Annotated in this window: 23 protein-coding genes and 1 pseudogene; 4 read left to right on the top strand and 20 right to left on the bottom strand. The window is 66.8% G+C overall.

Going from position 1 to position 24,958, the window contains the following annotated elements; translation table 11 throughout:
• Positions 1-188 precede the first annotated feature (188 nt).
• The 3 genes from ACFVH2_RS22470 to ACFVH2_RS22460 all read right to left on the bottom strand — a co-directional run bounded on the left by ACFVH2_RS22470 (position 189) and on the right by ACFVH2_RS22460 (position 1,951).
• Positions 189-1,154: a CbrC family protein gene (locus ACFVH2_RS22470; protein ID WP_378426982.1), complete on the bottom strand. Its 966-nt coding sequence runs from the start codon at positions 1,152-1,154 to the stop codon at positions 189-191.
• A 163-nt stretch (positions 1,155-1,317) separates the two neighbouring features.
• Positions 1,318-1,728: a hypothetical protein gene (locus ACFVH2_RS22465; RefSeq protein WP_378426984.1), complete on the bottom strand. Its 411-nt coding sequence runs from the start codon at positions 1,726-1,728 to the stop codon at positions 1,318-1,320.
• Between the two features lie 25 nt (positions 1,729-1,753).
• Entirely contained in the window at positions 1,754-1,951 is a 198-nt protein-coding gene (locus tag ACFVH2_RS22460; protein ID WP_378426986.1) for a hypothetical protein, read from the bottom strand.
• Positions 1,952-2,646: 695 nt separating this feature from the next.
• On the opposite strand from ACFVH2_RS22460, the gene ACFVH2_RS22455 reads away from it, so the two are divergent.
• The gene (locus ACFVH2_RS22455) at positions 2,647-3,495 is read left to right on the top strand and encodes a class I SAM-dependent methyltransferase (RefSeq protein WP_378426988.1); all 849 of its coding nucleotides are present in this window, start codon (positions 2,647-2,649) and stop codon (positions 3,493-3,495) included.
• A 560-nt stretch (positions 3,496-4,055) separates the two neighbouring features.
• On the opposite strand, the gene ACFVH2_RS22450 is transcribed toward ACFVH2_RS22455, so the two are convergent.
• Positions 4,056-4,616 carry a hypothetical protein gene (locus ACFVH2_RS22450; protein ID WP_378426990.1) on the bottom strand — a complete coding sequence of 187 codons (561 nt, stop codon included), beginning with the start codon at positions 4,614-4,616 and terminating at the stop codon, positions 4,056-4,058.
• A gap of 201 nt (positions 4,617-4,817) precedes the next feature.
• Here ACFVH2_RS22450 and ACFVH2_RS22445 point away from each other — a divergent pair, with 201 nt between their 5' ends.
• From ACFVH2_RS22445 to ACFVH2_RS22435, 3 genes are all read left to right on the top strand, one after another.
• Complete coding sequence (locus ACFVH2_RS22445) at positions 4,818-5,366, top strand: hypothetical protein (RefSeq protein WP_378426991.1); 549 nt, start codon at positions 4,818-4,820, stop codon at positions 5,364-5,366.
• A gap of 390 nt (positions 5,367-5,756) precedes the next feature.
• Positions 5,757-6,809, top strand: a complete 1,053-nt coding sequence (locus ACFVH2_RS22440; protein ID WP_378426992.1) for a hypothetical protein — start codon at positions 5,757-5,759, stop codon at positions 6,807-6,809.
• Between the two features lie 402 nt (positions 6,810-7,211).
• Positions 7,212-7,784, top strand: a complete 573-nt coding sequence (locus ACFVH2_RS22435) for a hypothetical protein (protein ID WP_378426994.1) — start codon at positions 7,212-7,214, stop codon at positions 7,782-7,784.
• Between the two features lie 163 nt (positions 7,785-7,947).
• On the opposite strand, the gene ACFVH2_RS22430 is transcribed toward ACFVH2_RS22435, so the two are convergent.
• The 16 genes and pseudogenes from ACFVH2_RS22430 to ACFVH2_RS22355 all read right to left on the bottom strand — a co-directional run bounded on the left by ACFVH2_RS22430 (position 7,948) and on the right by ACFVH2_RS22355 (position 24,932).
• A complete protein-coding gene (locus ACFVH2_RS22430; protein WP_378426996.1) occupies positions 7,948-8,373 on the bottom strand; it encodes a hypothetical protein in 426 nt (141 codons plus the stop codon).
• Between the two features lie 397 nt (positions 8,374-8,770).
• Positions 8,771-9,850: a hypothetical protein gene (locus ACFVH2_RS22425; RefSeq protein ID WP_378426998.1), complete on the bottom strand. Its 1,080-nt coding sequence runs from the start codon at positions 9,848-9,850 to the stop codon at positions 8,771-8,773.
• Positions 9,851-10,140: 290 nt separating this feature from the next.
• Positions 10,141-10,536 (bottom strand): hypothetical protein, encoded by a 396-nt coding sequence (locus ACFVH2_RS22420; protein ID WP_378426999.1) that lies wholly within the window; start codon positions 10,534-10,536, stop codon positions 10,141-10,143.
• A 29-nt stretch (positions 10,537-10,565) separates the two neighbouring features.
• On the bottom strand, positions 10,566-10,838 hold the full coding sequence (locus tag ACFVH2_RS22415; RefSeq protein ID WP_378427001.1) for a hypothetical protein: 273 nt from the start codon (positions 10,836-10,838) through the stop codon (positions 10,566-10,568).
• A gap of 908 nt (positions 10,839-11,746) precedes the next feature.
• Positions 11,747-15,025, bottom strand: a complete 3,279-nt coding sequence (locus tag ACFVH2_RS22410; protein WP_378427003.1) for a protein kinase — start codon at positions 15,023-15,025, stop codon at positions 11,747-11,749.
• Positions 15,026-15,274: 249 nt separating this feature from the next.
• Entirely contained in the window at positions 15,275-16,795 is a 1,521-nt protein-coding gene (locus ACFVH2_RS22405; RefSeq protein ID WP_378427128.1) for an FUSC family protein, read from the bottom strand.
• A 177-nt stretch (positions 16,796-16,972) separates the two neighbouring features.
• Positions 16,973-17,170: pseudogene (locus ACFVH2_RS22400) on the bottom strand (3-hydroxyacyl-CoA dehydrogenase NAD-binding domain-containing protein); the annotation flags it as partial.
• A 61-nt stretch (positions 17,171-17,231) separates the two neighbouring features.
• The gene (locus tag ACFVH2_RS22395; protein WP_378427005.1) at positions 17,232-18,656 is read right to left on the bottom strand and encodes an NAD(P)(+) transhydrogenase (Re/Si-specific) subunit beta; all 1,425 of its coding nucleotides are present in this window, start codon (positions 18,654-18,656) and stop codon (positions 17,232-17,234) included.
• On the bottom strand, positions 18,656-19,006 hold the full coding sequence (locus tag ACFVH2_RS22390; protein ID WP_378427007.1) for an NAD(P) transhydrogenase subunit alpha: 351 nt from the start codon (positions 19,004-19,006) through the stop codon (positions 18,656-18,658). Before ACFVH2_RS22390 ends, ACFVH2_RS22395 begins: the two co-directional genes overlap by 1 nt.
• Positions 19,006-19,143, bottom strand: coding sequence for a hypothetical protein (locus ACFVH2_RS22385; protein ID WP_378427009.1), 138 nt, complete (start codon positions 19,141-19,143; stop codon positions 19,006-19,008). Before ACFVH2_RS22385 ends, ACFVH2_RS22390 begins: the two co-directional genes overlap by 1 nt.
• Entirely contained in the window at positions 19,143-20,246 is a 1,104-nt protein-coding gene (locus ACFVH2_RS22380) for a Re/Si-specific NAD(P)(+) transhydrogenase subunit alpha (protein ID WP_378427011.1), read from the bottom strand. Before ACFVH2_RS22380 ends, ACFVH2_RS22385 begins: the two co-directional genes overlap by 1 nt.
• A 95-nt stretch (positions 20,247-20,341) precedes the next feature.
• Entirely contained in the window at positions 20,342-21,172 is an 831-nt protein-coding gene (locus ACFVH2_RS22375) for an IclR family transcriptional regulator (RefSeq protein ID WP_378427012.1), read from the bottom strand.
• Between the two features lie 276 nt (positions 21,173-21,448).
• Positions 21,449-22,198, bottom strand: a complete 750-nt coding sequence (locus tag ACFVH2_RS22370; RefSeq protein WP_378427014.1) for a glucose 1-dehydrogenase — start codon at positions 22,196-22,198, stop codon at positions 21,449-21,451.
• 81 nt (positions 22,199-22,279) lie between these two features.
• Positions 22,280-23,152 (bottom strand): alpha/beta hydrolase fold domain-containing protein, encoded by an 873-nt coding sequence (locus tag ACFVH2_RS22365; RefSeq protein WP_378427016.1) that lies wholly within the window; start codon positions 23,150-23,152, stop codon positions 22,280-22,282.
• Between the two features lie 48 nt (positions 23,153-23,200).
• Positions 23,201-24,133 carry an NAD-dependent epimerase/dehydratase family protein gene (locus ACFVH2_RS22360; protein ID WP_378427017.1) on the bottom strand — a complete coding sequence of 311 codons (933 nt, stop codon included), beginning with the start codon at positions 24,131-24,133 and terminating at the stop codon, positions 23,201-23,203.
• 4 nt (positions 24,134-24,137) lie between these two features.
• The gene (locus ACFVH2_RS22355) at positions 24,138-24,932 is read right to left on the bottom strand and encodes a hypothetical protein (protein ID WP_378427019.1); all 795 of its coding nucleotides are present in this window, start codon (positions 24,930-24,932) and stop codon (positions 24,138-24,140) included.
• Between the last annotated feature and the right edge of the window lie 26 nt (positions 24,933-24,958).

Here is a 24,958-nt window from a genome sequence, read left to right as displayed (position 1 = left end):
CCTCGACGTAGCGGACTCGAACCGCACAACCGCTACTGGAACTGCTCCGAATCTATGTGATTTGGAACCCTCCTAAAGTGTGATTACCGACTGGTCAACCTATCCAATCGGCATGCAGCCCAGCATGCTCCGCCATTGGTGAACACCTCCGTGTCTCTCTCTCCGTGCGTGCGTGCCTCTGTAGTTCCTCAGGATGCGTCGGCGTAGGCGAGGTGGCGTCCGCAGTGACGGCACTGGAACAGGTAGGCGGACAGTTCGCAGTCCTTCTCGATCATTGGCCACAGGCGTTCGTCGGGCCAGCCCTGGGATGTGAAACATGCCAGGGCATCGGGCAGGTGCTGGAGCTGGCCCCAGTCCGCGCTACCAAGGAACATGGCCGCATCGCCGCAACACACCATCCACCGCTCGCCCTGCCAGCTTACGAAACCGGGTGTGCGGCAATTCAGCTCCTCCACGACTTCGGGCGGGACCTCGCCCATGATGTCGGAGACGAACTCCGACCCGAATCTGGCGTGGGCGCTGCCATCAGCGATGCACCATGGGCACAAGTGTTGCGGCTGGTCATTTCTGCCGTACGGCATCGCCTCTTGCTCCCACCCGGTCCGAAGCCCACAGCATGGACACACCACCGTCGGGTTCTCGGTGATCGCGCCCGTCGCAACCGGGTCGGGATGGTAGGTGAACGACGGCAATTCCTCCCGAGCACGCAAACGCGACCCCGGCTCCGGCTCGGGCAACCGTCCCAGCGTCCCTGCGTCGATCGCGGTGTCCGTCGGCTCCGCTTCCCTGTTCTGCCGCCACAGCATCGGCCCTAGCCGGGTCGGGTCCGAAGTGCCGGGCAACAGGATCATCCGTGTGCTCTCGCTCCACGCGCAGGCCACGACGACCGAGCCCGGCGGCACGTCCGCCATAGCCCGCAGCCGCCGGGTGTGCCACGCAATGTCCTCCGCCGTCCTGGTGCGGGACTTACGGTCGCTGCGATCCAGCACCGGCAGGAACCGCCACTCCTCACGAGTCGGCCCGGCCCTGTCGTCCACCGTCCACCCGTTCTCGACCCCCAGCCGCTCCCTTAGCCAAGCGGGAAGCTCGAACCCAATCGCGGCCTCGCAGGCAGCAATGTCGCTCTCGAGCGCAGGCGGCTTGCTTCGGTCCATGCATCCAAGTCTGGCGCACACGGCGGCCTCTACGGAGACGCGCTCGTCTACCGGCGTGGGCGGCGGGGCGTGGACCTGTCGGATATGAACACGAGCACGACGACCGAAGCGGCGGCGACACTCCGCGACAGCGAGTCGAGCGACGGCCCGGGTCCGTGTCACCTCATGGGGCGTCGGGTCGGGCGAGGTCGGCCATCGCCTGGTCGAGTGGAGGACAGATGACCAGCGCGCACAGGTACCCGCCCCCGGCAATCAGGGAGGGCGCGAGCACCACGCCGACGCCGAGCCACACGGTCACCGGGACGCTGAGCAGCAGCGAGGAGAACCCGACGCAGAGGGCGAACATCTGGTGCCACGGCCACGGCCACTGCCACTGCCGCGGCGCCGTCGCCCGCGCGAGCATGACCGCGATCCGAATACCGGCCAGTGCGCGGACCCCGATCCGCAATCCCGCCACAGCTGCGATCGGCAGAGCCCATACGACGAACACGACAGGAAGGCCCAGCACGAACCACAGCGCGGCCACCGGTGCCACCACGATCGGGGTGGTGACCAGTTGGCCCTGCCAGGTCACCGGTGCAACGTGCCCGATAGGCCGGCTACTCCTGGAAGCCGGCCAGTAGGTCGTCCTCGATCACGGGGATGTCCTGGATCGAGAGGATCTCACCCCGCGAGGCAGAACACGGGTTCGCCAGCTCGAGGTTCGGCTCGCTGGGTCCGTCCTCGCCGAGTTCCGCTGCAAAGAACGCGTCCAGGCCGTCGAGAGCCGGCCGAGTCCCGTTGTCGTCAGTCTGCATCGGCACATCGTAGGTCCGGGGGGCGACAACACCACGCCGATCGCCGCGTGAAGTAGTCGTTCGCGGTGCCGATGTGTACCCGATGGTTGTTGTGGGTGAACACCCGAGGGAGGGAAGGGATCCGTCCGACCGAACCGACCGATTCGAGACTAGCTGATGGATGGATCCAGTTGGTTGGTTGTTGCCAGCCTCTGCCTCGAGAATGGCGTGCCATTCGTTTCGAGCGAGTCGGCGAAACCATCGAACCTCAATCAACCGGGCGCACCAACACCCAATGATCTCGTCCTCGATCCACCCCAGAGTCTCGTCGACCGCCTGGCGCCGGCTCGGTTGTCCCAGTGGTCGAACCGGGCCACAAGGAGCCCGTCCGCCTCGAAGCTGCTTCGACCCGTGTCCGCCGTCCGGGGGGGACCTCAGTCCGCACCGCTCGACGAACCAGCGACGGAGCGTCCGAACGTCCGAACCTCCGTGTGTGTCCGGCGAATGCCCTGTAATGCCGACTATCGCGCGGGTCACCTGCGTCTTCTTGCAGTCGGCAGATGAACGTCGAGAGTTGGTCTGTCTGCGAATTCGATTGCCCACACATGGGATTGGCGGGTGACATCGCCCACACCGCCTGCCGTGCCCGCGCGCGACCCTCTATAAATGTAGAGGTAATCGGTAGATGCAAGGGCGATCCAAAGGAGCTGGGTTAAATGTCTTCACAACCACTGGTTTCCAACGTTTCGGACACCGCGCGATGGGTGGCCGCGCATCGAGCCATGGAGTCCGCGCGCCCGGATGCGTTGTTCCGCGACCCACTGGCCGACCGGCTCGCCGGAGAGCGCGGCCGAGTGATCGCGGAGGTCGCCGGGCAGGGGATGGCCGATGACTGGTTCCTCGTGACCCGCACCAAACTCATCGACGACCAGGTGGCCGCGGCCGTCGCCGCCGGATGCAATCTGGTGCTCAATCTAGGCGCTGGCCTCGATACACGGCCCTACCGGATGGAATTGCCGACCGACCTGGTGTGGATCGAAGTCGACCTGCCCGACCTCGTCGCCGAAAAGTCCGCACTACTCGCCGAGGAGACACCCCGGTGCCGCCTGGTTCGGACCGCGGTCGATGTCACCGACCCCGGCGCTGTGATCGCGTTTCTCGACTCGGTACTCACCGATGCTGCAAGAGCTTTGGTGATCTCAGAGGGGCTGGTGATGTACCTGGACGAGGCCGATGTAGTCGCCTTGTCCGCGGTGTTGACGCGCCCCGAGATCATCGGATGGTGCCTCGACTTCAGCACAGCCGGAGTGGCTCAACTGATGGCCGACCGTAACGAGGGCCTGCTCCGGCGGGCACCGTGGACATTCCTGCCCGCCAATGGCGTCACGTTCTTCGAGGAACTCGGATGGAATGCGACCTACCTCGAATCAATCGTCGTGGGCGCAGCTCGACTCAACCGGCTCTCGCCGCCCGTTCCTCATGAAGACCTCGCCGCTCAGCAGCCCGATCCCTGGGCGCCCGGCCAGCAGCCCTACAGTGCCGTCGTCCGATTGACTCACAAATAATCGGCCGTTGTTCTGCCGGCCTGGTTCGTCAACAGTTCGAATCGTCGGTCACCAAGTGATAGCCGACGTACCCGATGAACCACGCCGACCGCCCTCGCGGATGCCCAATCCGACACGCTGTTTCGTGTCGTTCCGCTGCCAGCCAAACGCGATTTGCAATGCAATCAGGTGAGATGTCGGTACAGCGCGCTCCGGGCAACCCCGATCACCTCTGCGATCTCCCCCATCGGTACAGCTTCCAGCTCTTGCTACACGCTCAACACCTTGGCGCTCATCCTTCAGCTCGGCCCAAGCTCGCTCGTCGCTGGCGTAGTTCTTGGCTATGCCAGCGAACATGCTCTCGGTGGGGTAGCGCCGAAGCGCAGATCACCCGCATTATTCTGCGACGAGCAGACCATCCAAGAGTTGCCTCGGCGTCGTGCGGAGGCCTGCCGCCAACTTAAGCAGGTTCTCCACACGGGGGCTGCGCTGGCCGCGCTCCTCTCTCTTCCATCCATTCCATTTCCATCCATCCCTATGACCGACCGCGGGCACCGTTTCGGTCGGTCGTCAGGAGGTCTCTAGGGGACTTGGAAGACGCCGACACCCACGGTGATCGGTGTTTGAGGCCAGGCGTCGAGTTGGGCTGGGCGGGCGGAAGCGTAGACGTCGGCGGTGGCGGCGACGGTGCCGCCACCGGTTCCCGCAGTCGCGGGGAGGTAGTGGCACCACCCGTCGGGTTTCCTGGGTTGCCTGTAGCTTTCGGGCCCGGGTGTCACGGCTCGAAGAACCGTGCTGCCGGTTGCGCCGGTGGTCAGGTTCCGCCAGCCGATCGAGACGTCGATGCAGTCGGCGGTCGTGGGGTTGATCATCGCGGCGGGCGTGGCCGAGAAGGTCACCACGCCGGGTGCGCTGGTGGTCGCGGCTGGTGTCACGGTGGCCACTTGGTACGGCACCCAGCACATGAACCCGACCCCGGTGCAGTACGAGACATAGGTGACCGGAACCTGGAATACCGTCGTCGCGGTGGCCGGTGTGGGTGGGTTCGCGTTCGCCGCGGCGGGTGAGGCGAGTGCCAGCGCCAGTGCGGCGATGGACAGCACGGTACTGGTCAGCGATCGATGAGCGGCGATACAGCGCATGGCGCGACCTCCAGCGAGGACTTCCCCAACCCCTGCGGATGTGTCAGCGTACGCGCCTTGTGTGGGCCGGACTCCGCAGTTTGATCCGGTCGTCGGTACCGCTCAGTTCGGTGCGATACCCGGCTGCTGACCGGGAGGCACATATGCCCCTCGGAATCCGGTCTGGGTACACCGGAGATGGGTGCGCGATACCCTGCGTGGGTGGCCAACAACGTGAGCCTTCGCATCATGCGCCTGCGAGATCTGATTGAGCACCCACGCACTGGAGACAGCGAACGGGCAGCAGCAGAAAGAATGCTCGAGCGAGTTCTTGACAAGTCGCAGTCGCGCACCCAGTACGGCTACGGTGACCGTACATACGGTTCGCGCCACGATCGGATCGGCCAGCATGCCGGTCTGTCGCGAATCGCAGACATGATCCGCGAAGACATTGCGCTTGCGCGAGTGACGTTCCCAGCGGCTACTACATCAGAACAGGTTGCCGTCAAGGACCCAATCGGCGATGCCCCTCGAGGGATCAGCTTCACCGTCGAGACGCCACATGATGCCAGTATCGACATCACGATTCGTGGCGTCCCCAGGGATTGGGGATGGGACGGCGAAGATGGTGTTGAGACCGTCAGCGCTTCGCTACGAGCCCTCGCCGGCGAGCTCGCGGCAATCATGAACGGCTACAACCGAAACGGGTCAGACGCAGAGAAAAGGTTCTTCGGCCGCGTTCGAGTGGGCAGTGAGACGCTGGAGTGGTGACCATGTGTCAGATCGGTTGGCGCGCAGATGCGGACTCTCGCCGGAGCACGTTCGCGGCTACGTAGGGCCATCCGGTCCGTCTCCGCCCGCGTCCTCCGCGAGCGCGCTTGAACTGTCCGACTTCTCTTCTACCGACTGTCCTGTTTGACGATCGTTCTGCGCTCTCTCTCAGCCCTCAGTCAGGTGACCGCGCGGCAGTGAAGCCGAGCGCTTCAGGAATCGGAAGTAGAAGGCCGTGAATACCAGGACGATTCGATACTCGCCGCCAGTCGCGCCCAGAAACGGTCCCTGAAGAACAAGGCGCCAACCGCGAGCACTGTGACTACAAGTGCGACCATGTAGAGCACTGCGACTGCCTACCTTCCCATCTCACATTTCTAACGTCGACCCATGGATCTGACGGAATCTCAAGGCCATTCGGTCGACTCGTGTTCTGCGTCAAGGCCGCACAGTTGCCGGCAGCAATGGGCAACGCCCATCACCTCCCGTGCTCGATACAGTGATCGAATGCTCATTTCCGCTGACGTGATCGACGTCCTGGACCCGATGCCGGGTCTCGTTTTTGCTGACGGGACGGGCGGACGTCTGAGTTTCGCGCTGTGGCGAGACGGCGCAGTGCGCCTTCTCGACGACAGACTCACCGAGAATTCGCAGCGAGAGTTCCCTATGGAGGGCGACGTCTGCGTCCTTGCGGCGTCCAGCCTCGATCTGCTCATACTCGCCTCCGCCGGCGGGCTCGTCATCGCCGGAGAGGAAGTGGTCACGGTGCCCGGAATGCCCGCCGACGCGGCTGCGCTCCTGGGCGGTCTAGTCGTCGTCGCCGTCCCGGACGGCGAGAGACACCGGCTGCTCGTGCTCGATTCCGGGACCGGGGCCATCCTCGACGACCAGGCGATCGACGCCGATGGTGCTCGCGCCTTCCTGCATCCTCATCCTGCCGACGACACGGCGATTCTCGAGCTCGCCATGGGGCAGGATGGTGTTCTCGCCTTCCGCGTCGACGTCGAGGGATCGCGCCTACATCTGACCGAGATCCTCGCAGGAGATGACCCCGTGATCGCGGGCTTCAGTCCGTCGGGCGCGAGGCTACTTGTCACCCCGTACAGCGATCCGCAGACCGTACGGATGCTGTCATGGCCGGACCTGAAGGAGATCTCACGGCTCGACGCGAGTGACGTCGACGCCGAGTACGGTTTCGGGCTCGCCGGATGCTGGATCAACGACGACCGAGCCGCCGTGTACGCCACCGAGGACGCATTGATCGTCGCCGACGAGAACCTCGACTCGTCCGAACGCATCGCACTGCCGATCGACTTCGGCGACGAGGGAGAGATCGAGAAGCTCACGCATTTGGGTTCGGGGAACGTCGCCGTCGGCGTGTGGACGCCAGCCGGTCGACTCACCCTAATCGTGCGTCTCAGCGAAGGATTGGGCTGTGGCTGATAACGCCCACCACCGCAAGCCGCAAGGGCTCCGGCAACATCTCCATCGGCCCCGGCCAGACGTAGTACAGCCATGAATCCATCTCCGAACACCTCCGGGGTCTGGCCGTGACCCGTCTGGTCGGGCTAGCCCCCGGAGAGTGTGAGAGGAACCCTTGAGCAAGAGTTGGAATGGGAGACCTTCGCCGCCGCACAAGGACCGCGATAATGTTCGGCTGCCGATTCAGAAGCTGGAGTGAATCGGTGCCAGATGGCCGGCGCAAAGCATCGAGCATGAACTCTTCATGCGCGACCATTTCCTCGACGATCACGACGCGCATCGGTGCGTGACGCGTTACGGACACGGCAATCGCCGAGTACAGCAATGCGCCCGACGCCGACGCCTCCTGGCTACCATCGGACCGTGGTCATTCAAAGGTTGGAGACCCTCGGACTCGTGGTCGGACCGGCGATTTTCGCACTGTCACCGCTGTTCTGGGTCGACGGGCACTACGGTGTCACCGGCGGAATCCTCATCGCCGTGGCGACCGTGCCATGGGTGTACGGACTGATCGGCGAGTACATCCGTCTCCGCCCGCATCTGCCGGTCGTATCGGGACTGTGGATGCTGCTCGTGTTGATCGGAATGTTCGGCACCGTCGCATTCGGACTGCAGGGCTTCTTCGAGAGTGTGTTCGGCGTGAACGACTCGTCGTCACTCGCAGCGTTCGACAGTTATCCGTTGGCCGGGACGATCATGTTCTTGATCGCCGGTCCGACATTTCCCTTCGCATTGCTCATTCTCGGCGTGATGCTGTGGCGGACGAGGCTGACGCCCGAGTGGTGCGCCGCGCTCGTGTGCGCCGCGGCAGTCGCGTTTCCCGTGGCCCGCGTCACCAGGTCGACGCCGATCGCGTTCGTCGCCGACCTGGTCATGCTGGCCGCCTTCTGCGGCGTCGCCTGGTACTCGTGGCCCCGAGGATCGACAGACGGCTGATCAAACCCGTCGACCCCACCCGATCTAAACCTACCCGGTCAGGACGTTGGTAACAGGCGTGTCGGCAGTGGGTGCCGGCGGCCGCCGTGCGGCCGTGTTGGTGAGGCCCCCTCCGGCGGCGCGAGCAGCTCCAGCCACGGTCCGGGTGCGGCTGCTGGGTCGGTCAGGGGACCGTCCAGACACCGGCGCCGGGTGTGCTGACGAGTATCCGGAAAAAGATTCCATCGGGCTGGGGCGCCGTGGCCACGGCGACCACCGTCCCGGAACCGGTCTCGACCGGTGTGCCGCCGCGGTTGCCGAGGTATGCGACACCCGCGGCACCGGTGGAGATGTTTCGCCAGTGGACGTGGACACCGGTGTCCGGCCCCAAACGGGTCACTCCCGGAGTGTCAGGATCGGTGGTGGCGGTCACGTAGGTGTAGCCCGATCTCGGGGGTTCGCTCGAACCGAGGCTGAGCGCGAGACCGGCGACGGGAATGGGGAAGACGGTGTCGGTCGGCGCGGCGGCGGCAGGGTGTGCCGCGAGAAGCAGTGCTGCGCCGGCTCCGGCGACGATGGATGCTCGGCGTAGTCGGTGACGTTGTCTCATCGACGGACCTCCCTGCCCGGTGGCCCGCTCCCGGTTCCGAACACCGGTGCCAGCCCAAGGATGCTGTCAGCCTACGTCCGCACCGGGTGACCCCGACCATGAATCACCTGGTCGAGTCCAACCGGCGTCGACCAGCGAAGTTTGCGATATCCGATGACCTTCGGTCATCGGAACCGCGCCACTTATCGCTTGAAGTCACATCCGTCGCTACTCCCCCAGTCCGATCCGCGTCCGGGAAACGGACCACCCTCAAACAAGCCGGGGATGGACAGCGGGAAGCTGTCACCGCCCGCGCCTGCGGAGCAGCCCGACTATCTCGCAGCCAGCCCGGGCGTCTTCCGGTCAATCAAACTGGGCGAGGGTGCCGGTTCTGGCCAGGCTGGTCACCGACTCGCCTCTACTCGGTCGGCCCCGGACGCAGTGGCGGCACCGAGATCCTCGCCACGATGTCCGCGTTCGCGGGATCGGCATACGGATCCGGCCGAATCCAGTGCACCGCGCCACGGGTGCGCGCATCGAGATCGATTCGCCGGCGCGTGCCGCCCGGAGACTGCGCGGTGAGGTCGACGACGGCGACCCATTCAGTGTCGTCGGCACCGAGCGCCTTGTCGGCACGTCGCGGCTGAGCCGTCACCCGGGCAACGGTGGCCGGATCATCGACCGGGATCAGCCGCCGCGTGCCGTCGAGCATCCGCACCGGGTGAGCATCGCTTTCGACGCGCACCGCACCGTACCTGCGGTCAATGCTGAGCATCGGATACGTGGAGCCGACAAGGAACAGTCGCCCGTCTACGACGACGCTGCGACCGCCCTCGGCACAGACACGTTCGATGGTCAGTGTTCCGTCCCCGGCACGGTCACATCGGAACACCTCGTATCGGGAGGTGATCCAGCACCCGTCGCGGTCGGCGTGGACCTTGCGGGTCCACTGGTCGGTCGGCGGCTCGATCGTCAGCGGCAGCAGGTACTCGACGACTCGCGGTGGTGTGGACCCCGTATCAAGGTGCAGCAGGACAGGATTCGACCGATCCATCACCCACACGTCGGGTCCGTCGACGGAAACCGCGCCGGCGACGAACTCCCCCTCGGTGGCCGGTACGTCGTCGAGGTCCAGGTCGAGCAGCACGCCCACCTCCTCGAAGTGGTCCTCGGTTGAGGGCGTGTCCCAGTTGGACCAGAAGCGGCCCGGGGTCGCCTCGACCTCGGTCAGTCGCTCGGTGCCGTCCACGGCGCGCAACCCACTGCCGCTGTGTTCGATGCGCTGCTCGACAAGCTGGACCCGCCGAACCCTGCCGCGAACCGGGACGGGATTGTCGGACCGTCGCGAGCCGATATCGACGAAGAGTCTGCCGGTGAGGTCGACTCGTCCCGTCAGAGGCCGGTCGGACAACCACTCGGCGGACCATCCGTCACCGATCACCTCGTGCGGCCACCTCAGTCCGCCGTCCGGGTCGCTGTAGGGGGTGTGTCCGAACACCGGCCGTACGGTTGCCCGGACGGTCTGCTGACATGGTGAGGGCGCCTGGCCGGTGAGGTGGAAGGTCAGTACGACCTCGACGACGTCACCGCGAGCAGGTGGTGCGAACGCGCGGTCATCGAGGATCCATCCGGGGACATACACAGCAAGAGTGCGATTGGCCGTTTCGGCGATCATCGTGCAAACCCGACGCACTCGACGATCCGATGGGCGACGCCATCGGGCGCGGGGCTACCTTGCGCTGAAGAATACCGCCGCGGTCGAGCTTGCGGGTATCGATCGAGGATCGACTAGCCGACGGTGTAAAGCACAGCGAAGATCCACCACCCGGCCGCGGAGAGCTCCTGGCCAAGATGAATGAACGACTCGAAATCGTCACCGCAATCTCGGCCGGTCTGGACCGCCGCGAAGAGCTGATCGCGGCCGTGGCAGATGCATCCGATGACCATGCAGCCCGACAGGCCGTCATGGAACTGCTCGGGGTGACGGAAACAGGTGCCGACGCCATCCTCGCGATGCAGGTCAGAAGGTTCAGTGCTCAGCAACGGCAGCGCATTCGGCTTGAACGAAGCGAAATTGAACCGGAATGTCGAAGACTCGAGCCATAAGCCGAAGCCACACAACCGGGTTGGCGAGGCCGCCAAACGGGCGACACCACGGCCGTGTCCGTCGACAGCGAGGCGCACCGTTGGCGTGCCGATGGCTGATCTGGTCGCTACCCGATCACAATGACCTTGAGCTTCCGCCAGAACCCGTGCGTCGATGAGACCTTCTGACGCCAGCGAACGTGATACTCAAAGCTCTGCTTCGAGGCCCCCGCATACCCACGAGCGGCGATGCCCTTACCCACTGCGGTCTCGGGTGCGTCACCGTTCAGCAGCGATGCGCCGGCCCCGCCGTACATCGTCAGTTCTTCGTGCGTGCGCTTCCGCGGCCGTGGCGGTGAGGCCTTTTCGGCCTTGGCGCTGTCTCGACGTCGCATCTCCACCAACCTCCCCTCAGCAGTCGAGTCTGGCACGTAGTCATTCACCGCGGGTCGAACTATGCGACGAGCAATCTGGTGGGATCACCCTCACGACACCGGCCGAGCGCGACCCGATCCCCTTCGTCGCAGTCCTGATCGCCTCGACTGCCGACCGCAGGAACAACCATTGGTGCCAGGCGTCGCAGGCCGCGAAAATCATCTGGTAGTGGTGTACTCATGAAGCCGAGCACGGTCGTCGCGTACACAGGCACGATCATCGCGCTCGTCGGAGTCGGCGGGTTGGCAATGCCACTCGAGCTCGACGCCGTAGACATCGGCGGGTATCACCTCAGGTGCGGGAGTGTCTTCGCCCCGCGCTTCCACGACACGCCACTTGCACTTCCCGGCACTATCGCCGCGGCCCACGCATCGAAGCTGCTCTTCGACCCCGCGTACACCACAGAGTGCACCACCAAGCTGCGATCCCGGCGAGCAACCGCATACCCGGCTTTGGCACTTGGAGCGCTCACTGTCGTTGGCGCGCTTGCACTTCGCCAGCCACGAGTCGACGACTTCGAAAGCGAGGGAGGCGACAACCGTCCGTCGGCCGCGCCAGGAGACACTACTGCGGGAGCAGCGGAACCACTCCCCTAGGCTTCAGCAATCGAAGTCGTCGGCACGTCCTGAGGGGGTGGGTAATTGCGCAGCCGATTGCTAAAGCTCGGCATCACAGGAGCCTGCGCCACGACCTTGGTACTCGCGGTCTCTGCCTATGCGTATTCAGGGGACCCGGCGGGCTATTACGCCGCCAACGTGAGCGTGCCGGACTCGTGGCAGATCGGCACCAACCCACCACTGGCAGAAGCGCATTGGACCGGGTTCCCCATCGCTGGCGTATCGTGCACATGGCGTCACCTTGGTCGGGAACTCGTTCACCGTCTCCGGTGTTCGACGACCCAGGCGGCGATCTGTGCCCGGGAGGTGAAGCCCAGCTTCGACAGGACGTGCTCCACATGTCCTTCGGCAGTGCGTTGGGAGATGACCAGGCGGGCGGCGATCGCCCTGTTGGTCAGCCCTTCGGCGACGAGATCGGCCACCTGCCACTCCCGCCTGGTCAGCTCCGCCCAGGGGCCCGTGGCCGGCGGTGTGGCGGATTCCTCGCCGAGGGCGTAGGCGACGGCGGCGTCGAGATCGAGCGAGCCGCCTTCGCGGTGTGCGGCCTCGAACCCCCGTCTGCCGAGCGCCCGGCGCGTGTTCCGCTCGCACTCGTCGTGATCGACGAGCAGATTCGGGAACACCACGGTGGAGCTGCCCGCCACCGCGCCCTGGGCCTCCGCCGCACCCATCAGCACGACGGCGCGCCGGGCGTTGCCCTCTGCGGAGACGATCCAGGCCAGTGCATCCAGACACGTCGCGGCCAGGTATGGGTCCTTCCGCCGCCGGACCAGTGCAAGTCCCTGCCGCAGCAGTCGCAGTGCACGATCGCGGTCGCCCTGGTGCCACGCGGCGACCGCGGTGGCCCACAGCGTGTGCGATCGATACACCGATTCGCCGTGGGATTCGGTGATCGCGAGAACCCCCTCGTAGCACTGAAGCGCCCCCGCGGTGTCCCGCTTCAATTCGCAGGCCCATCCGAGTGTGAGGAGAACCGAAACCTGCGCAAAGAGATCACCCTGCGCGACGAATACGTCGTAAGTTCCCTTCAATCGTGCCCGTGCGCGGGCAAGGTCGCCGATGAGGAGGTCCTGGAGGCCCTCGGTGAAGTCAGCGAACGCGTGTGCGACCGGGTCCGTGGTGCGTTCGGCGAGGGTCCTCGCCTCGGTGACCAGCATTGATACCGCGGCGAGGTCTCCCTGCACCTCGGCCAGCTGGCAGTTGCGGCACAAGGCCTTGGCACGCACCGCGGACGCGCTCTCGGGCCGGACGCCGAGGGCGCGGTCGAGCCAGTGACGTCCCTCGGCGAACCTGCCGAGCGCGAACCAGAACGGTTGCAGGTCCGACGCGAAGGCCACCACGGAGTCGGAGTCCTCGTAGTCGGTGAGGAAGTATTCCAGCGCCTCCCGGAGATTGGGTTGTTCGCGGCCCAGGCGGGCGATCCAGTCGAGCTGCTGGGCACTGATCCACCCGGCCTCCGCGCCCCGCGCCAGTTGCCGGTACCAGTGCAGGTGCCGCCGCCGCAGGTCGGTCAATTCGCCGGACTCCCGCAGCTTCTCGGTGCCGTAGTCGCGCAGGGTGTCGAGCATCCGCAGCCGCACCGTGGTGCCCGACTCCTCCCGGATGAGGATGGACTTGTCGACCAGGGAGGTCAGCACGTCGAGCAGGTCGTCGGGCTCGATATCGCACCGGCAGACCTGTTCGGCGGCGTCGAGTTCGACGCTGCCGGCGAACACCGACAACTGTGCCCAGAGCTGCTGTTCGGCCGGGGTGCACAACTCGTGACTCCAGTCGACGCACAGGCGCAGGGTCTGCTGCCGGGTCGGTGCGCCCCGGCCGCCGCGGGCGAGCAGCGTGTAGCGGTCGGTCAGCCTCTGCAGGATCTGCTCCGGGGAGAGCGCCCGTAGCCGCGCCGCTGCGAGCTCGATCGCGAGCGGCAGCCCGTCCAGCCGCGCGCAGATCCCCGCCACACTGGCCGCGTTGTCCTCGGTGAGCTCGAACCCCGGAAGTGCGGCGGCGGCACGTTCGACGAACAAACCGACCCCGTCGTAACAAGGCAGGCCCTGCAGCGACGAATCGTTCGGATCCGGAACCGTCAGCGGGGGCACCCGCAGCACCGCCTCACCCCCAATACCGAAGGCCTCGCGGCTGGTGGCGAGGACCCGCAGCCTCGGGCAGGCCGACAGCAGCGCCTCGGCCAGCTGCGCCGCCGCCCCGACCACCTGTTCGCAGTTGTCGAGGACCAGCAGCAGCTCCCGTGGCGCCAGGAAATCCACCAGGACCTCGCGCGGCGGCCGCGTCGACTGCGGACGCAGCCCCAGCGCGGCGGCGATCACGTCCACCACCAGCGCCCCGTCGCGCAACTCGCCCAACTCGACCAGCCACACCCCGTCCGCGAACACCCGGCGCGCGTTCGCCGCGACCCGCAACCCCAGTCGCGTCTTGCCCACGCCGCCGATCCCGGTCAACGTCACCAACCTGGACGACCCCAGCAGCTGCTTCGCCTCGGCCAGCTCGGTGCGGCGGCCGACGAACGTGGACAGCTCCTCCGGGAGATTCCCCTTGCCGCTCGCCGAGCCCACACCGGTCGAGGGCGCGCGGCCGGTGATCAGCGGCACCGGCGCCGCCGCGTCACTCGTCTGGCGGGCGGTGCCCGGTTCGGCGCGCAGTGCCATCTCGTCGACCGGGAACCCTCTGCGGGCCTGCAACTGTTGGAGCCGTTCGCCGAGGGCGACCACCGAGGGCCGGTCCTCCGGTGCGCGGGTCATGGCGTGCTCGATCACCGCGGACACGTCGTCGTCGACACCGTGCTCGCGCGGGTCGGGCACCGGCGCGCTGGTGATCCGCAGGAACTGCGCCACCACCTGCTCGCCGCTGCGGCGCTCGAACGCGGCGTGCCCGGTCAGTGCCGCGAACAGGGTGGCGCCGAGCCCGTACACATCCGCGGCGGCCGTCGGCGGATCCCCGCCCAACACCTCCGGGGCGGTGAACGCCGGCGACCCGGCGATCGTGCCGGTCGCGGTCGTGAACCCGCCGGTGATGTGCGCGATACCGAAATCCGCCAACACCGGTTCGCCGTAGTCGGTGATCAGGATGTTCGCCGGCTTGACGTCCCGGTGCAGGATCCCGGCCCGATGCGCGGCCGCGAGCGCCCCGGCCATCTTCACCCCCAGCCGAAGCACCTCCGGCGCGGTAAGCGGACCGTGCCGCCGGATCCGGGAGTCGAGCGACCCCTGCGGGTAGTACGGCATCACCAGATACGGCCGACCCGAATCGGTGGCCCCGACCTGCAGCACCCCCGCGATGTTCGGGTGCCCGGTCAGCCTGCCCATCGCCCGCTGCTCCCGCAGGAACCGCTCCCGGTTCTGATCGTCCAACTCGGCGGTGAGCACCTTCACCGCGACCGTCCGCTCCAGGGCGGGCTGGGTGCAGCGGTACACCACGCCGAAACCGCCGCGCCCGATCTCCTCGGCCTCGCCGAACCCGACCGCACCCAGCTCGTCCGCGACCGCGGCGGCCACGTCACGCTGTGTTCGGAGCGGATCGCTGTCGGTCATCGGGTACGTACCCTTCGCCACCCGGTGACCCCCGACAGCCGGGCGAACATGCTCACCACCCTGGCGATGCCCGTTCAGGATATCGCCGCTCGCGTGTCTGATCGACCGCCCCGCGCGTCCAGAAGTCCTTGCTCTTCGCGTGCTGCTGGAGTCGCCCGCCCACATTGCCGGTCTGGCCGATGTATGCCGGGGCGGTCTCGTCACGGAGCGCCGAGCGAAGCCCGGCCGGCAAGCCCTGCTGACCGGCGCTCAGGTATCCACGGGTACCCGCTGTGAGGTGAGGATCCGGTAGCCGAGCTCGTGCAGGCGGCGATGGTCGGGCCAGCGTTCACGGGTCCAGGCGGGGTCGGTGTGGGCGGCGGTGATCGCGGCCGCCGTCGATGCGTGCAGGTCGAACTCGAGGTCGCGACGCAATTCGGCGAGGGAATGGCCATCGACGGTGTCGGCGATCCGGGTCAGGATCCCTGCGACGTGACCGTCCGCGTCGCGCAGGATCCGGCGGTACGCGCGGGGCAGCACACCCCACAACACTGCCACGGCGACGGTGACCCCGACGACCGTCTCGAAGAACCTGTCCCGAGAGACCCCGACCAGGTCGGCAGGGGCACCGAGCCCGCCGAGAATCATCGCGAGCGGGGTGATGAACACCATCGCGAGACCGTAGTTGCGGACCAGGTACGCCTCGGTCCCGGCCATCATCAGCGCCAACACGACGACAAGCGCGGCACCCCGCAGGTCGAGCTGCGACAGACCGGCGAGCACCGCGAGCCCGAGCACGGTGCCGGCGAATCGGTGTGCGGCCCGGTACGTTCCGAGGATCCGATCGGGCCCCTGGTGCAGGATCATCGCAGCGGTGATCACGGCCCAGTCGGGCCGGCCCACGCCCAGTTCGACCGCGGTCAGACCCGCCACGGGGCAGGCGACGAGCAGTCGCACGACAACGGTGACCGAGCGACCCCGGCGGTGTGCGGCCCGCACGAGGCGGTAGCGAATCGAGGGACGCCGCAACGGAACCGGAGGCTGCAGGTCGTCCTCCGGAACGGCCTCATCGTGGTCCACCACGTGCAGGGCGTTCGCGCACCGCAGGTGGGATGCTCGCAACGTGCTGGTCAGCGAGTGCTGCGTCGCAACGAGGTTCGCGTCGTACAGACACTGCCACGCGGCATGCAGGGACCGCACCGCCTCCCGGCGTCGGGACGGCGAGTTCCGGTCCAGGACCGCGTCGACGGCGGCCCCCGCGGACGCGACGGCGGCGCGTTCCGGGGTGCGAGGGCGGACCAGGGCACCGCACATCGACACGGTCAGTGCCGCGCCCGCGCCGATCGCCGTCCACCCGACGACGGTGGGCACCGACACACCCGTGGCGGGCAGGACGGACGCGATCTCCAGGGTCAACAGCATCAGGAAGGCGCCGGGTGCACCGAGTCGCAGGGCGTCGACCACGAAGGCGCACGACGCCACCACGACCGTCATGGTCAGCACGACCACCATCGGCCACAGCGCGGATCCGCCCGCAGCGACGGCCCCGTGCACGCGCGACCCGACAACGGCGCCGATGCCGGCCAGAGCGACCAGCACGGCGCCGACGATCCCGACCGCGCGCCAGCGCACCCGATAGGGGCGGCCCTCGCCGTAGACGACGGCGAACGCACCGAGCGTCGCGATCGCGGACGCCGAACCGAAGCCCGATGCGACGCCGACGAGCCCGGGCAGCGCGACCGTCACCCCGGCCCGCACGACCCCCGGCCACCGACGGCCCAGGCGCGGCACCGCCAGCAGCGCAGGCCACACAGGCGCTGGAGCGGGGATCGGCAAGGCTGCCTCACGAACACCCACGTCCTGATTCCGCGCTGCTGCCGACACGGCCGTCCAGCCTAAGGGACCGCCACCTCCCCGACGGACGTCGAGGTCACAGGAATGAGGCACAGCTCACGCGCCGGACAGCCGGATTGTTGAAGCAGTCACACTCCGGGTGATCTTGCCCTTGGCGACGCGGCGGGAGAGCGTCGCGGCGATCCGCCCGGTCGCGGCGTCGGCGAACTCCTGCCTGGTCTCGGGCGCCAGGACGTCGCTTCCGGCCTTGGCGCACACCTCGGCGATGCCGGCACCCATGGTGCCGGCGTCGATGACTCCGATCAGCTCCACTGCCCCATCTCTCCAAACCTGAAATCGTCTACTGCTGTGGAACATTCGTCCCATCGAGCGACTAGAGGGCTTTGAGTTCCTCGGTGACCTCGGAGACCATCTTCTTCGCGTCACCGAACAGCATCGAGGTGGTGTCCGCGAAGAACAACGGGTTGTCGATGCCCGCATACCCCGACGACATCGACCGCTTGAGCACGATGACCGAACGAGCCTCGTCGACGTTGAGGATCGGCATCCCGTGGATCGGGCTCGACGGGTCGTTGCGCGCGGCCGGGTTGGTCACGTCGTTGGCACCGATGACGATGGCGACGTCGGTGCGCGAGAACTCACCGTTGATGTCGTCCATCTCCTTCATCGCGTCGTACTCCACGTCCGCCTCCGCCAGCAGCACGTTCATGTGCCCGGGCATGCGGCCGGCGACCGGGTGGATCGCGTACTTGACCTCGACACCACGCTCCTCGAGCATGCTCGCCATCTCCTTGACCGCGTGCTGCGCCTGCGCGACCGCCAACCCGTAGCCCGGCACGACGATCACCTGGTTGGCGTACGCCATCTGAATCGCCGCATCGGAGGCGGAAGTGGCCTTGACGGTGCCGCCCGCGGCGGTGCTGGCCGCGCCACCGGCGTCGCCGCCGCCGAACGAGCCGAACACGATCGCCGGGATCGACCGGTTCATCGCCTTGGCCATCAGGTTGGTCAGGATCGTGCCGGACGCGCCGACGATCATGCCGGCCACGATCATCGCCTGGTTGTTGAGCGCCAGACCGGCCGCCGCCGCCGACAGGCCGGTGAGCGCGTTGAGCAGCGAGATGACGACGGGCATGTCGGCGCCGCCGATCGGCAACACCACGAACAGGCCCATCACACCGGCCGCCACCAGCAGCCCGACGATCAGCCACGGCGACTGCGGGTCGCCGTCGGCGCCCACACCGATGTAGACGGCCAAGCCGATCGAGACCACCGCCAACGCCATGTTCGCGAGCTGGAACGCCTTCGCGCCGGCGACGAACACCTTCTCCACGTTCTTGTTCAGCAGCTCCTGCAGCTTCGAGAACGCCACCAGCGAACCCCAGAACGAGACCGACCCGACGATCGCCGCGAACAGCGACCCGACGATCACCGGCGACGACGGGACATCGGCGAGGGTGGTGAAGCCGTCGGAGTCGAGGAACTCCGCCCACGCGATCAGCGCGACGGTGCCACCGCCCACACCGTTGAACAACGCGACCAGCTGCGGCATCGCCGTCATCTTCGTCTTCAACGCCGGCGGCACACCGAGCACCACACCGACCAGCAGACCACCGACGATCAGGCCCCAGTTGTCGGTGTCCCGGACGTCGATCAGCACCGCGATCACCGCGATCGCCATGCCCACCGCCGCGATGTAGTTGCCGCGCACCGCGGTCTTCGGGCCCGTCAGGCCCGACAGGCCGTAGATGAACATCGCGAACGCGACGATGTACAGGATGGAGACGAGGTAGCCCATCAGGCGTCAGCCCCCTTCTTCTCGGCCGCCACGACTGCGTCGGCGGGCTTGGGGGTGTCCTTCTTCGGCTTGAACATCGCCAGCATGCGGTCCGTGACCACGAAACCGCCCACGACGTTCAGGGTGCCGAACACCAACGCGACGAACAGGATGATCTTGATCGACCACGGCGCGTCACCCGGCAGGTGACCGAGCACCACCAGCGCACCGAGCACCACGATGCCGTGGATGGCGTTGGTGCCCGACATCAGCGGCGTGTGCAGCGTGTTCGGCACCTTGGAGATGACAGCGAAGCCCACGAACCCAGCCAGAACCAGGATCGCGATGTTCGCCAACAGTTCGGTGTACATCAACAGACCTCGGCAATCGTCGAATCGGAAGCATTGAGCTCCAACAACTCTGGTAGCTCGATACCGAGCAACTTGTCCGCGAGCAGCATCGCGAACGTCAACACGTACGCGATGGGTGTGAGAACGAGACGGGACATCACACCGACACCTCCTGTCGGGTCACGCACGCGGCAGCGAGGATCTCGTCGTCGAAGTCGGGCGCGAGGCTGCCGCTGCCATCGAGCATCAACTCGACGAGGGCGTACAGGTTCTTCGAGTACAGCTCGGAAGCGTGCTCGGGCATCGTCGCAGGCAGGTTCAGCGGCGAGCAGATCGTCACGCCGTGCTTGACGACGGTCCGACCCGGCTCGGTGAGCTCGCAGTTGCCGCCGGTCTCGCCCGCGAGGTCCACGATCACCGAGCCGGGCTTCATGCCCTCGACCGCGGCGGCGGTGACCAGGCGCGGCGCCGGGCGACCGGGCACCAGCGCAGTCGTGATCACCACGTCGAAGCCCTTGATGGCGTCCTCGAGCGCCTGCTGCTGCCGGGCCTGCTCGGCCTCGGTCAACTGCCGGGCGTAGCCGCCCTCACCGGCGGCGTCGATGCCCAGGTCCAGCCACTGCGCGCCGACCGAGCGCACCTGGTCCGCGACCTCGGGACGCACGTCGTAGCCGGTGACCCGGCCACCGAGCCGCTTCGCCGTCGCCAGGGCCTGCAGGCCGGCGACACCGACACCGAGCACCAGCACCGTCGCCGGCTTGACGGTGCCCGCGGCGGTGGTGAGCATCGGGAAGTACCGGGTGGACTCGGACGCGGCGACGAGCACGGCCTTGTAGCCGGCGACGTTCGCCTGCGACGACAACGCGTCCATCACCTGGGCACGGGAGATACGCGGGATGGCCTCGACGGCGTACCCCTGCACCCCCGCGGCGGCCAGCGCCCCGATCTGGTTGTCGGCGTTGCGCGGCGCGAGGAAACCGATCAGCGTCTGGCCCGACCGGAGCTTGCCGATCTCGGCGTCCGACGGCGCGGCGACCTTGGCGACGACATCGGCGGTCCAGGCGTCACCGATGGTGGCGCCGGCCTCCTTGTACAGCTCATCGGGGATCAGCGCCCCGAGCCCCGCACCGGACTCGACGACGACGTCGAGGCCCTTGCCGACCAGAGCCGCAACGGTTTTCGGGACGAGCGCGACCCGCCGCTCGCCGTCGTTCGACTCCCGAACGACACCGAAGATCGACCGATTTGGACTAGTGCTCAACCTGTTCTGCCTTTCTACATGGCGTGCGTGGCGTTAGTCAGAACCTCCGCCTCTGCACTAGCTGCTGGTCGTTGCTTTGGCCGGGGTGGTTCGCTTCATCTTCTGTGGAACAGGTCCGCGGTGATGCGGCGCAGCGTCTCGATGAGGAGCGGGGTCACGTGTTCCAGTGGTGCCGACCGCGGCTCGGGACGCAAGCAGATGGCCGCTACCGGGCCCGCCGGGCCGCGGACAGCCATCGCCACACCGGTCAGGTTCCGGCTCATCACACCGGCACGATCGATCGCCAGGCCCCGGTTCCGCCGGATCCGGTTGAGCTCCAGGTGCAGCCCACTGATCGTTTGGTCGCGCGAGAACTCGTGCAGCGGAGCGTCGCGGACAAGGGCATCGACATGTTCGGGGCCGAGCCACGCCAGCATCGCCCGGCCCCCGGTGGTGGTGTGGGCGGGACTACGGCCCCCGACCCGAAAGGGCGGTGCGGCGCCGGGCCGGCCTCCGAGTCGATCGAGAACAAGCTCAGCGCTCTCGTCCAACACGGACAGGTTCACCACCATGCCGGTACGCCGTTGCAGCTCGTGCAGGTGCGATGCGGCGGCCCGACGGATCTCATCACGCATACCGCCATGCCCGCCCAGACCCAGCGCGCGGCGCCCGAGACTGTAACCGTGCTTGCCGTGGTCGAGCCACTGCAACGTCACCAGCTGATCGAGGATCCGATGTACCGTCGACCGCGGCAGCCCGGTACGGGTGGCCACCTGCTCGATGTTCAGCCGCGCCGCCCGCCGATCAAACGTATCGAAGATCAGCGTCATCCGCTCCAACATCGACGCCGGAACATCCCTGCGCACGCCAGGCGCGGCCTTGTCCCCGACAACGCCAACCAATTTCGTGTCTTGACTGACTTTCACAACATCCAACCTGACCTGCATAACGAGGAGCCTCGAGGGATTACCGTTCTCCCACGGCAATCAGCACAAGGGTGTGACTCAGGCATACACGCGGCTTCGGGATCACCCCGAACAACTCGGCGCCCAACCACAGTGCGATAGCCATTGAGCGAGATTTCCGCTTGACATCGTCGCGTACCACCTTGGTCGAAACCTATCGACTTGTCAACTACATGACACTCAAAATGCATATACTGCAACATGTTTCACGTGAATGACGAGTAACGGCAGTCACGCGAGGCTCGAGAAGGATCGAGGTCAACGGCCCGCGGTCCAGCCGCCGTCGACCGCGAGTTCCGCGCCGGTGATGTAGGAGGCGGCATCGGAGAGCAAAAACACGACTGCGGCGGCAATCTCGTCGGGTTCGCCGATTCGTCCCATCGGTGCGACGGGGAACTTGCCTTCGCCCAATTCCACTCCGCTGGATGCGGTCATTGCGGTGTAAGTCATCCCGGGATGAACCGAGTTGACTCGGATTCCCGAAGCACCTTCCTCGATCGCTGCAATCTTCGCCATCCCTCGGACACCCCACTTGGCGGCACCGTAGGCGGAGGTCAGGGATAGCCCCATCAGACCGCCGGCGGAGGAAATGTTCACGACGGATCCCTTGCCGCCGGCTTTCATCTCGGTGATTGCGGCTTTCATGCCGAGGAATGTACCCACCAGGTTCACCTCGACGACGATCCGGAAATGCTCGGCGGTTTCTTGTACGAGCGGCACCGGATTGGGAGGGATTCCCGCGTTGTTCACCAGTCCGTCGAGCCCACCGAACTCACCCTTGGTGAAGGCGATCGCCGCGTTCCACGACTCTTCCGACGTGACGTCCAGCGGGAAGAAGCGACACGTGGCGCCAAGTTCGGCTGCGGTGTCCATGCCCTCATCGACGAGGACGTCGGTCACGACGACGTTGGCGCCGAGCTCCACGGCGCGGCGAGCGACCGCTGCTCCCAGACCCCGTGCGGCGCCGGTGATCAACACGGTCTTGTCTTGCAGGTCTGCATTTCTCATGATTCGTACCTTCGTGAACTTGATTCTGGAGTGGAGTCGATGCTTCTGGACGAAGTCCTCGTGTTCGAGGGGCTCCCAGGCCTATTCGACAGACTTGTCGGCTTCGATCGACCGGACGAACCGGACGCACGACTCGATGGACGCGATGGAGACGCGGTGATCGGGGTAGATCAGCGGCCACGTGTGTCCTTGATCCGCAACCACTTCCAGCGTGCAGGTGACGTTCGCGGTCGCGAGCGCCCGAGCCAGGCCGAGAGCGTCGCCGACCAGCGCCTCGTTGCCGCCGACCTGGATCAAGGTGGGCGGGAAGCCGGTGTGGTCGGCCAGCAACGGCGAGACCAACGGGTCGCCCGCGGGGGCGCCCTGCAGATAGTCCTCCCGCGCCGACTCCGCGTTCGCCAGCGGGAAGAAGGTGTCGGTCGCGGTCTCGTAGAACGGCGACGAGCAGTGCAGGTCGAGCCACGGCGACAGCAGCATCAGCCCTTCGGGAGGACGAATGTCGCTGGTGTCCACGGCGACGACGACCGCGGCGGCGAGACCGGCGCCCGCCGAATCGCCGGCGACCACGATCGGCCCGTCCGTCGTGGACGCGAGTTCCTCGTAGACCGCGAGGGCATCTCGCAGTCCGGCCGGGAACGGGTTCTCCGGCGCTAGCCGATATCGCGGGACGACGGCGGTCGCCGCGGCGCCCGCGGCGAGCGCCGCGGCGTATGCGTGGTACGCCTCCGGGCTGCCCATCCGGTATCCGCCGCCGTGCAGGTAGAGCACGGTGGCCTGGTCTCCGCCGCGGATGGTCCGGCACGCAACGCCCCCGAAGTCCGAATCGCCCGCCGTGACCCCCAGTGTGGGGTCGATCTCCGTCGCGGCGAACATCGCCCGGCGTTCGAGCAGCTCCGGGCTCGCCGGTGCACCGGCCCGCTCGGCGGGCAGCGACGCGTGCAGTGTCGTCGGCATGTCGTCTCCCAAATGTGTTCTACGAGAATGTGTTCTACGAGGTGATGCTCACGAGTTCGCCACCTCGACGAGCTTGTCCGGGTGGCGCAGTGCGACCGTACGGCGGATACCTTCGCGCCAGTCCACCGCGCACGGCCCGGTGATGGATGCGCGACGACTCGTGTCCGCGATCGATCCGCGCAGCGTCCCCTCGATCGGGACCACGTCGACGGCCGCGTCGACACCCATAAGCTCGCCGGCGTATGCCGCCCACTCCTGGACGCTGACCGCTTCGTCGCCGCCCCAGTTGACGATGGCAGCCGGCGTGGACGCCGCGTCGAGCAGCGCGCCGACCTGCATGGTGATGTCGTCTTCGTAGATCGGGCTGTACATGCACGGATCCCAGCGGGTGGTGATCGGCCGACCTTCGGCGAGCGCGTCGACGTGCATGGCGGGCAGTCCACCGCCCGGCCCGTACGAGGCGTTCATCCGCGCGATCGTGACCGGAACGCCAAAAGCGCGCGCGGCGAGCCGTGCGGTTGCCTCCTGGCTGATCTTCGACATCGAGTAGGTCGGTGTGTGGGTGCTGTTGCACTCCCCGAGCGGCGACTCCTCGGTGAACACGTACATCGGGTCGTCCTGCGGCCGATAGACCGAATGGGTCGACATCACGAGGGCACCCTTGGCCGACCGGCAGTGCTGGAGGAGCAGTCCGGTGCCCTCCGCGTTGGCGCGGATCGCAGCGTCATAGTCCCATCCCGGTGCCAGACTCGCCGCCAGGTGCACGACGTACGTGAAATCGGTTGGAACACCGTCGAAGTCGCCGTCGCCGAGGTCGCAGGCGATCGGGGTGATCCCCGCGTCGCTCACCCGCTGCCGGTCGTCGGCTCGACTGAACCGCGCCAGCCCCCACACCTCGTTGTCGGCCGCGAGCATGCGCGCGATGGGGAACGCGATCTGGCCGGCGACCCCGGTCACCAGGATCTTCTCACCGTTCAACACGGGCTCACCACAGTTCGTCGGTGTACTTGTCCGTTCCGACCACGGTCGGGATGAACGGCGACGCGAACGTCACGGTGCCCGCGCCCGACGCCGCGATGTCGGCCGCGTAGTCGATGATCTGCTGCCAGCTGTCGACCGGGCTCTCCTCGAGGAACAGCATCTGCAGGATGCGATCCGCGGTTCCACCGTCGTTGCCCATCTTCATCGGGACTTTGTGGTCGGAGGGCCAGGGCTTCATCCGCCAGCTGCTGATCAGGTCGACGGCGCCCTTGCCGACCAGCTTCTTGGCCGGGCCATTGTCGATGGTCTCGAGGGCGGCTGCGCGATCGACGCCCTCGGCCGGCTCGATCATCACGGTGACCAGGCCGCCGTAGTGATGGTCGTGTGCCAGCTCCAGCGGCACGCCGTCCGCTTGGGCAGAGACCGTCGAGTCGGGCAGGTACTGCGCCGTGTGCACGTGCTCCCGCTCGGCGAAGCCGCGGCCGGCCGCGTACAGCTCGCCGACCTGCTTCTGGGCCCACGCGTCGGCGATCTCCGCGTCGGGCTCGTGCACCCAGTAAGTCGCCAGATACGAGCCGTCCTCGGTCTTGGTCGCGACCGGCCCGATTTCCGGGAACCGCAGGTCCTTGAGCGCCTTCGTGGCGACCCAGCGACTGCCGGTGAACCAGCCCGGGCCCACCATGCAGCCGGAGTACCGGTGGTCGCGCTCGTACCAGCGGTTGTAGTCCACCTCGTGACCGCGCGTCGGATCCACGAGGGTGAACAGCGAATACCCGAGCTTGACGGGAGTCAATGCCATCTCTATCTCCTTGGTCAATCTATGCA

Origin of the sequence: Rhodococcus sp. NPDC127527, from assembly GCF_042672245.1 — a bacterium.
Taxonomy (GTDB): domain Bacteria; phylum Actinomycetota; class Actinomycetes; order Mycobacteriales; family Mycobacteriaceae; genus Rhodococcus_G.
Note: the sequence above shows the minus strand (reverse complement) of the source record. Positions and strands in the feature narration are given on the sequence as shown.

What these genes read in the sequence shown, in the direction of transcription:
- ACFVH2_RS22470 (WP_378426982.1), bottom strand. Translation starts at nt 1,154, where the DNA reads ATGGACCGAAGCAAGCCGCCTGCGCTCGAGAGCGACATTGCTGCCTGC.
- ACFVH2_RS22460 (WP_378426986.1), bottom strand. Translation starts at nt 1,951, where the DNA reads ATGCAGACTGACGACAACGGGACTCGGCCGGCTCTCGACGGCCTGGAC.
- ACFVH2_RS22455 (WP_378426988.1), top strand. Translation starts at nt 2,647, where the DNA reads ATGTCTTCACAACCACTGGTTTCCAACGTTTCGGACACCGCGCGATGG.
- ACFVH2_RS22450 (WP_378426990.1), bottom strand. Translation starts at nt 4,616, where the DNA reads ATGCGCTGTATCGCCGCTCATCGATCGCTGACCAGTACCGTGCTGTCC.
- ACFVH2_RS22440 (WP_378426992.1), top strand. Translation starts at nt 5,757, where the DNA reads ATGGATCTGACGGAATCTCAAGGCCATTCGGTCGACTCGTGTTCTGCG.
- ACFVH2_RS22430 (WP_378426996.1), bottom strand. Translation starts at nt 8,373, where the DNA reads ATGAGACAACGTCACCGACTACGCCGAGCATCCATCGTCGCCGGAGCC.
- ACFVH2_RS22410 (WP_378427003.1), bottom strand. Translation starts at nt 15,025, where the DNA reads ATGACCGACAGCGATCCGCTCCGAACACAGCGTGACGTGGCCGCCGCG.
- ACFVH2_RS22395 (WP_378427005.1), bottom strand. Translation starts at nt 18,656, where the DNA reads ATGGGCTACCTCGTCTCCATCCTGTACATCGTCGCGTTCGCGATGTTC.
- ACFVH2_RS22390 (WP_378427007.1), bottom strand. Translation starts at nt 19,006, where the DNA reads ATGTACACCGAACTGTTGGCGAACATCGCGATCCTGGTTCTGGCTGGG.
- ACFVH2_RS22385 (WP_378427009.1), bottom strand. Translation starts at nt 19,143, where the DNA reads ATGTCCCGTCTCGTTCTCACACCCATCGCGTACGTGTTGACGTTCGCG.
- ACFVH2_RS22375 (WP_378427012.1), bottom strand. Translation starts at nt 21,172, where the DNA reads ATGCAGGTCAGGTTGGATGTTGTGAAAGTCAGTCAAGACACGAAATTG.
- ACFVH2_RS22370 (WP_378427014.1), bottom strand. Translation starts at nt 22,198, where the DNA reads ATGAGAAATGCAGACCTGCAAGACAAGACCGTGTTGATCACCGGCGCC.
- ACFVH2_RS22365 (WP_378427016.1), bottom strand. Translation starts at nt 23,152, where the DNA reads ATGCCGACGACACTGCACGCGTCGCTGCCCGCCGAGCGGGCCGGTGCA.
- ACFVH2_RS22355 (WP_378427019.1), bottom strand. Translation starts at nt 24,932, where the DNA reads ATGGCATTGACTCCCGTCAAGCTCGGGTATTCGCTGTTCACCCTCGTG.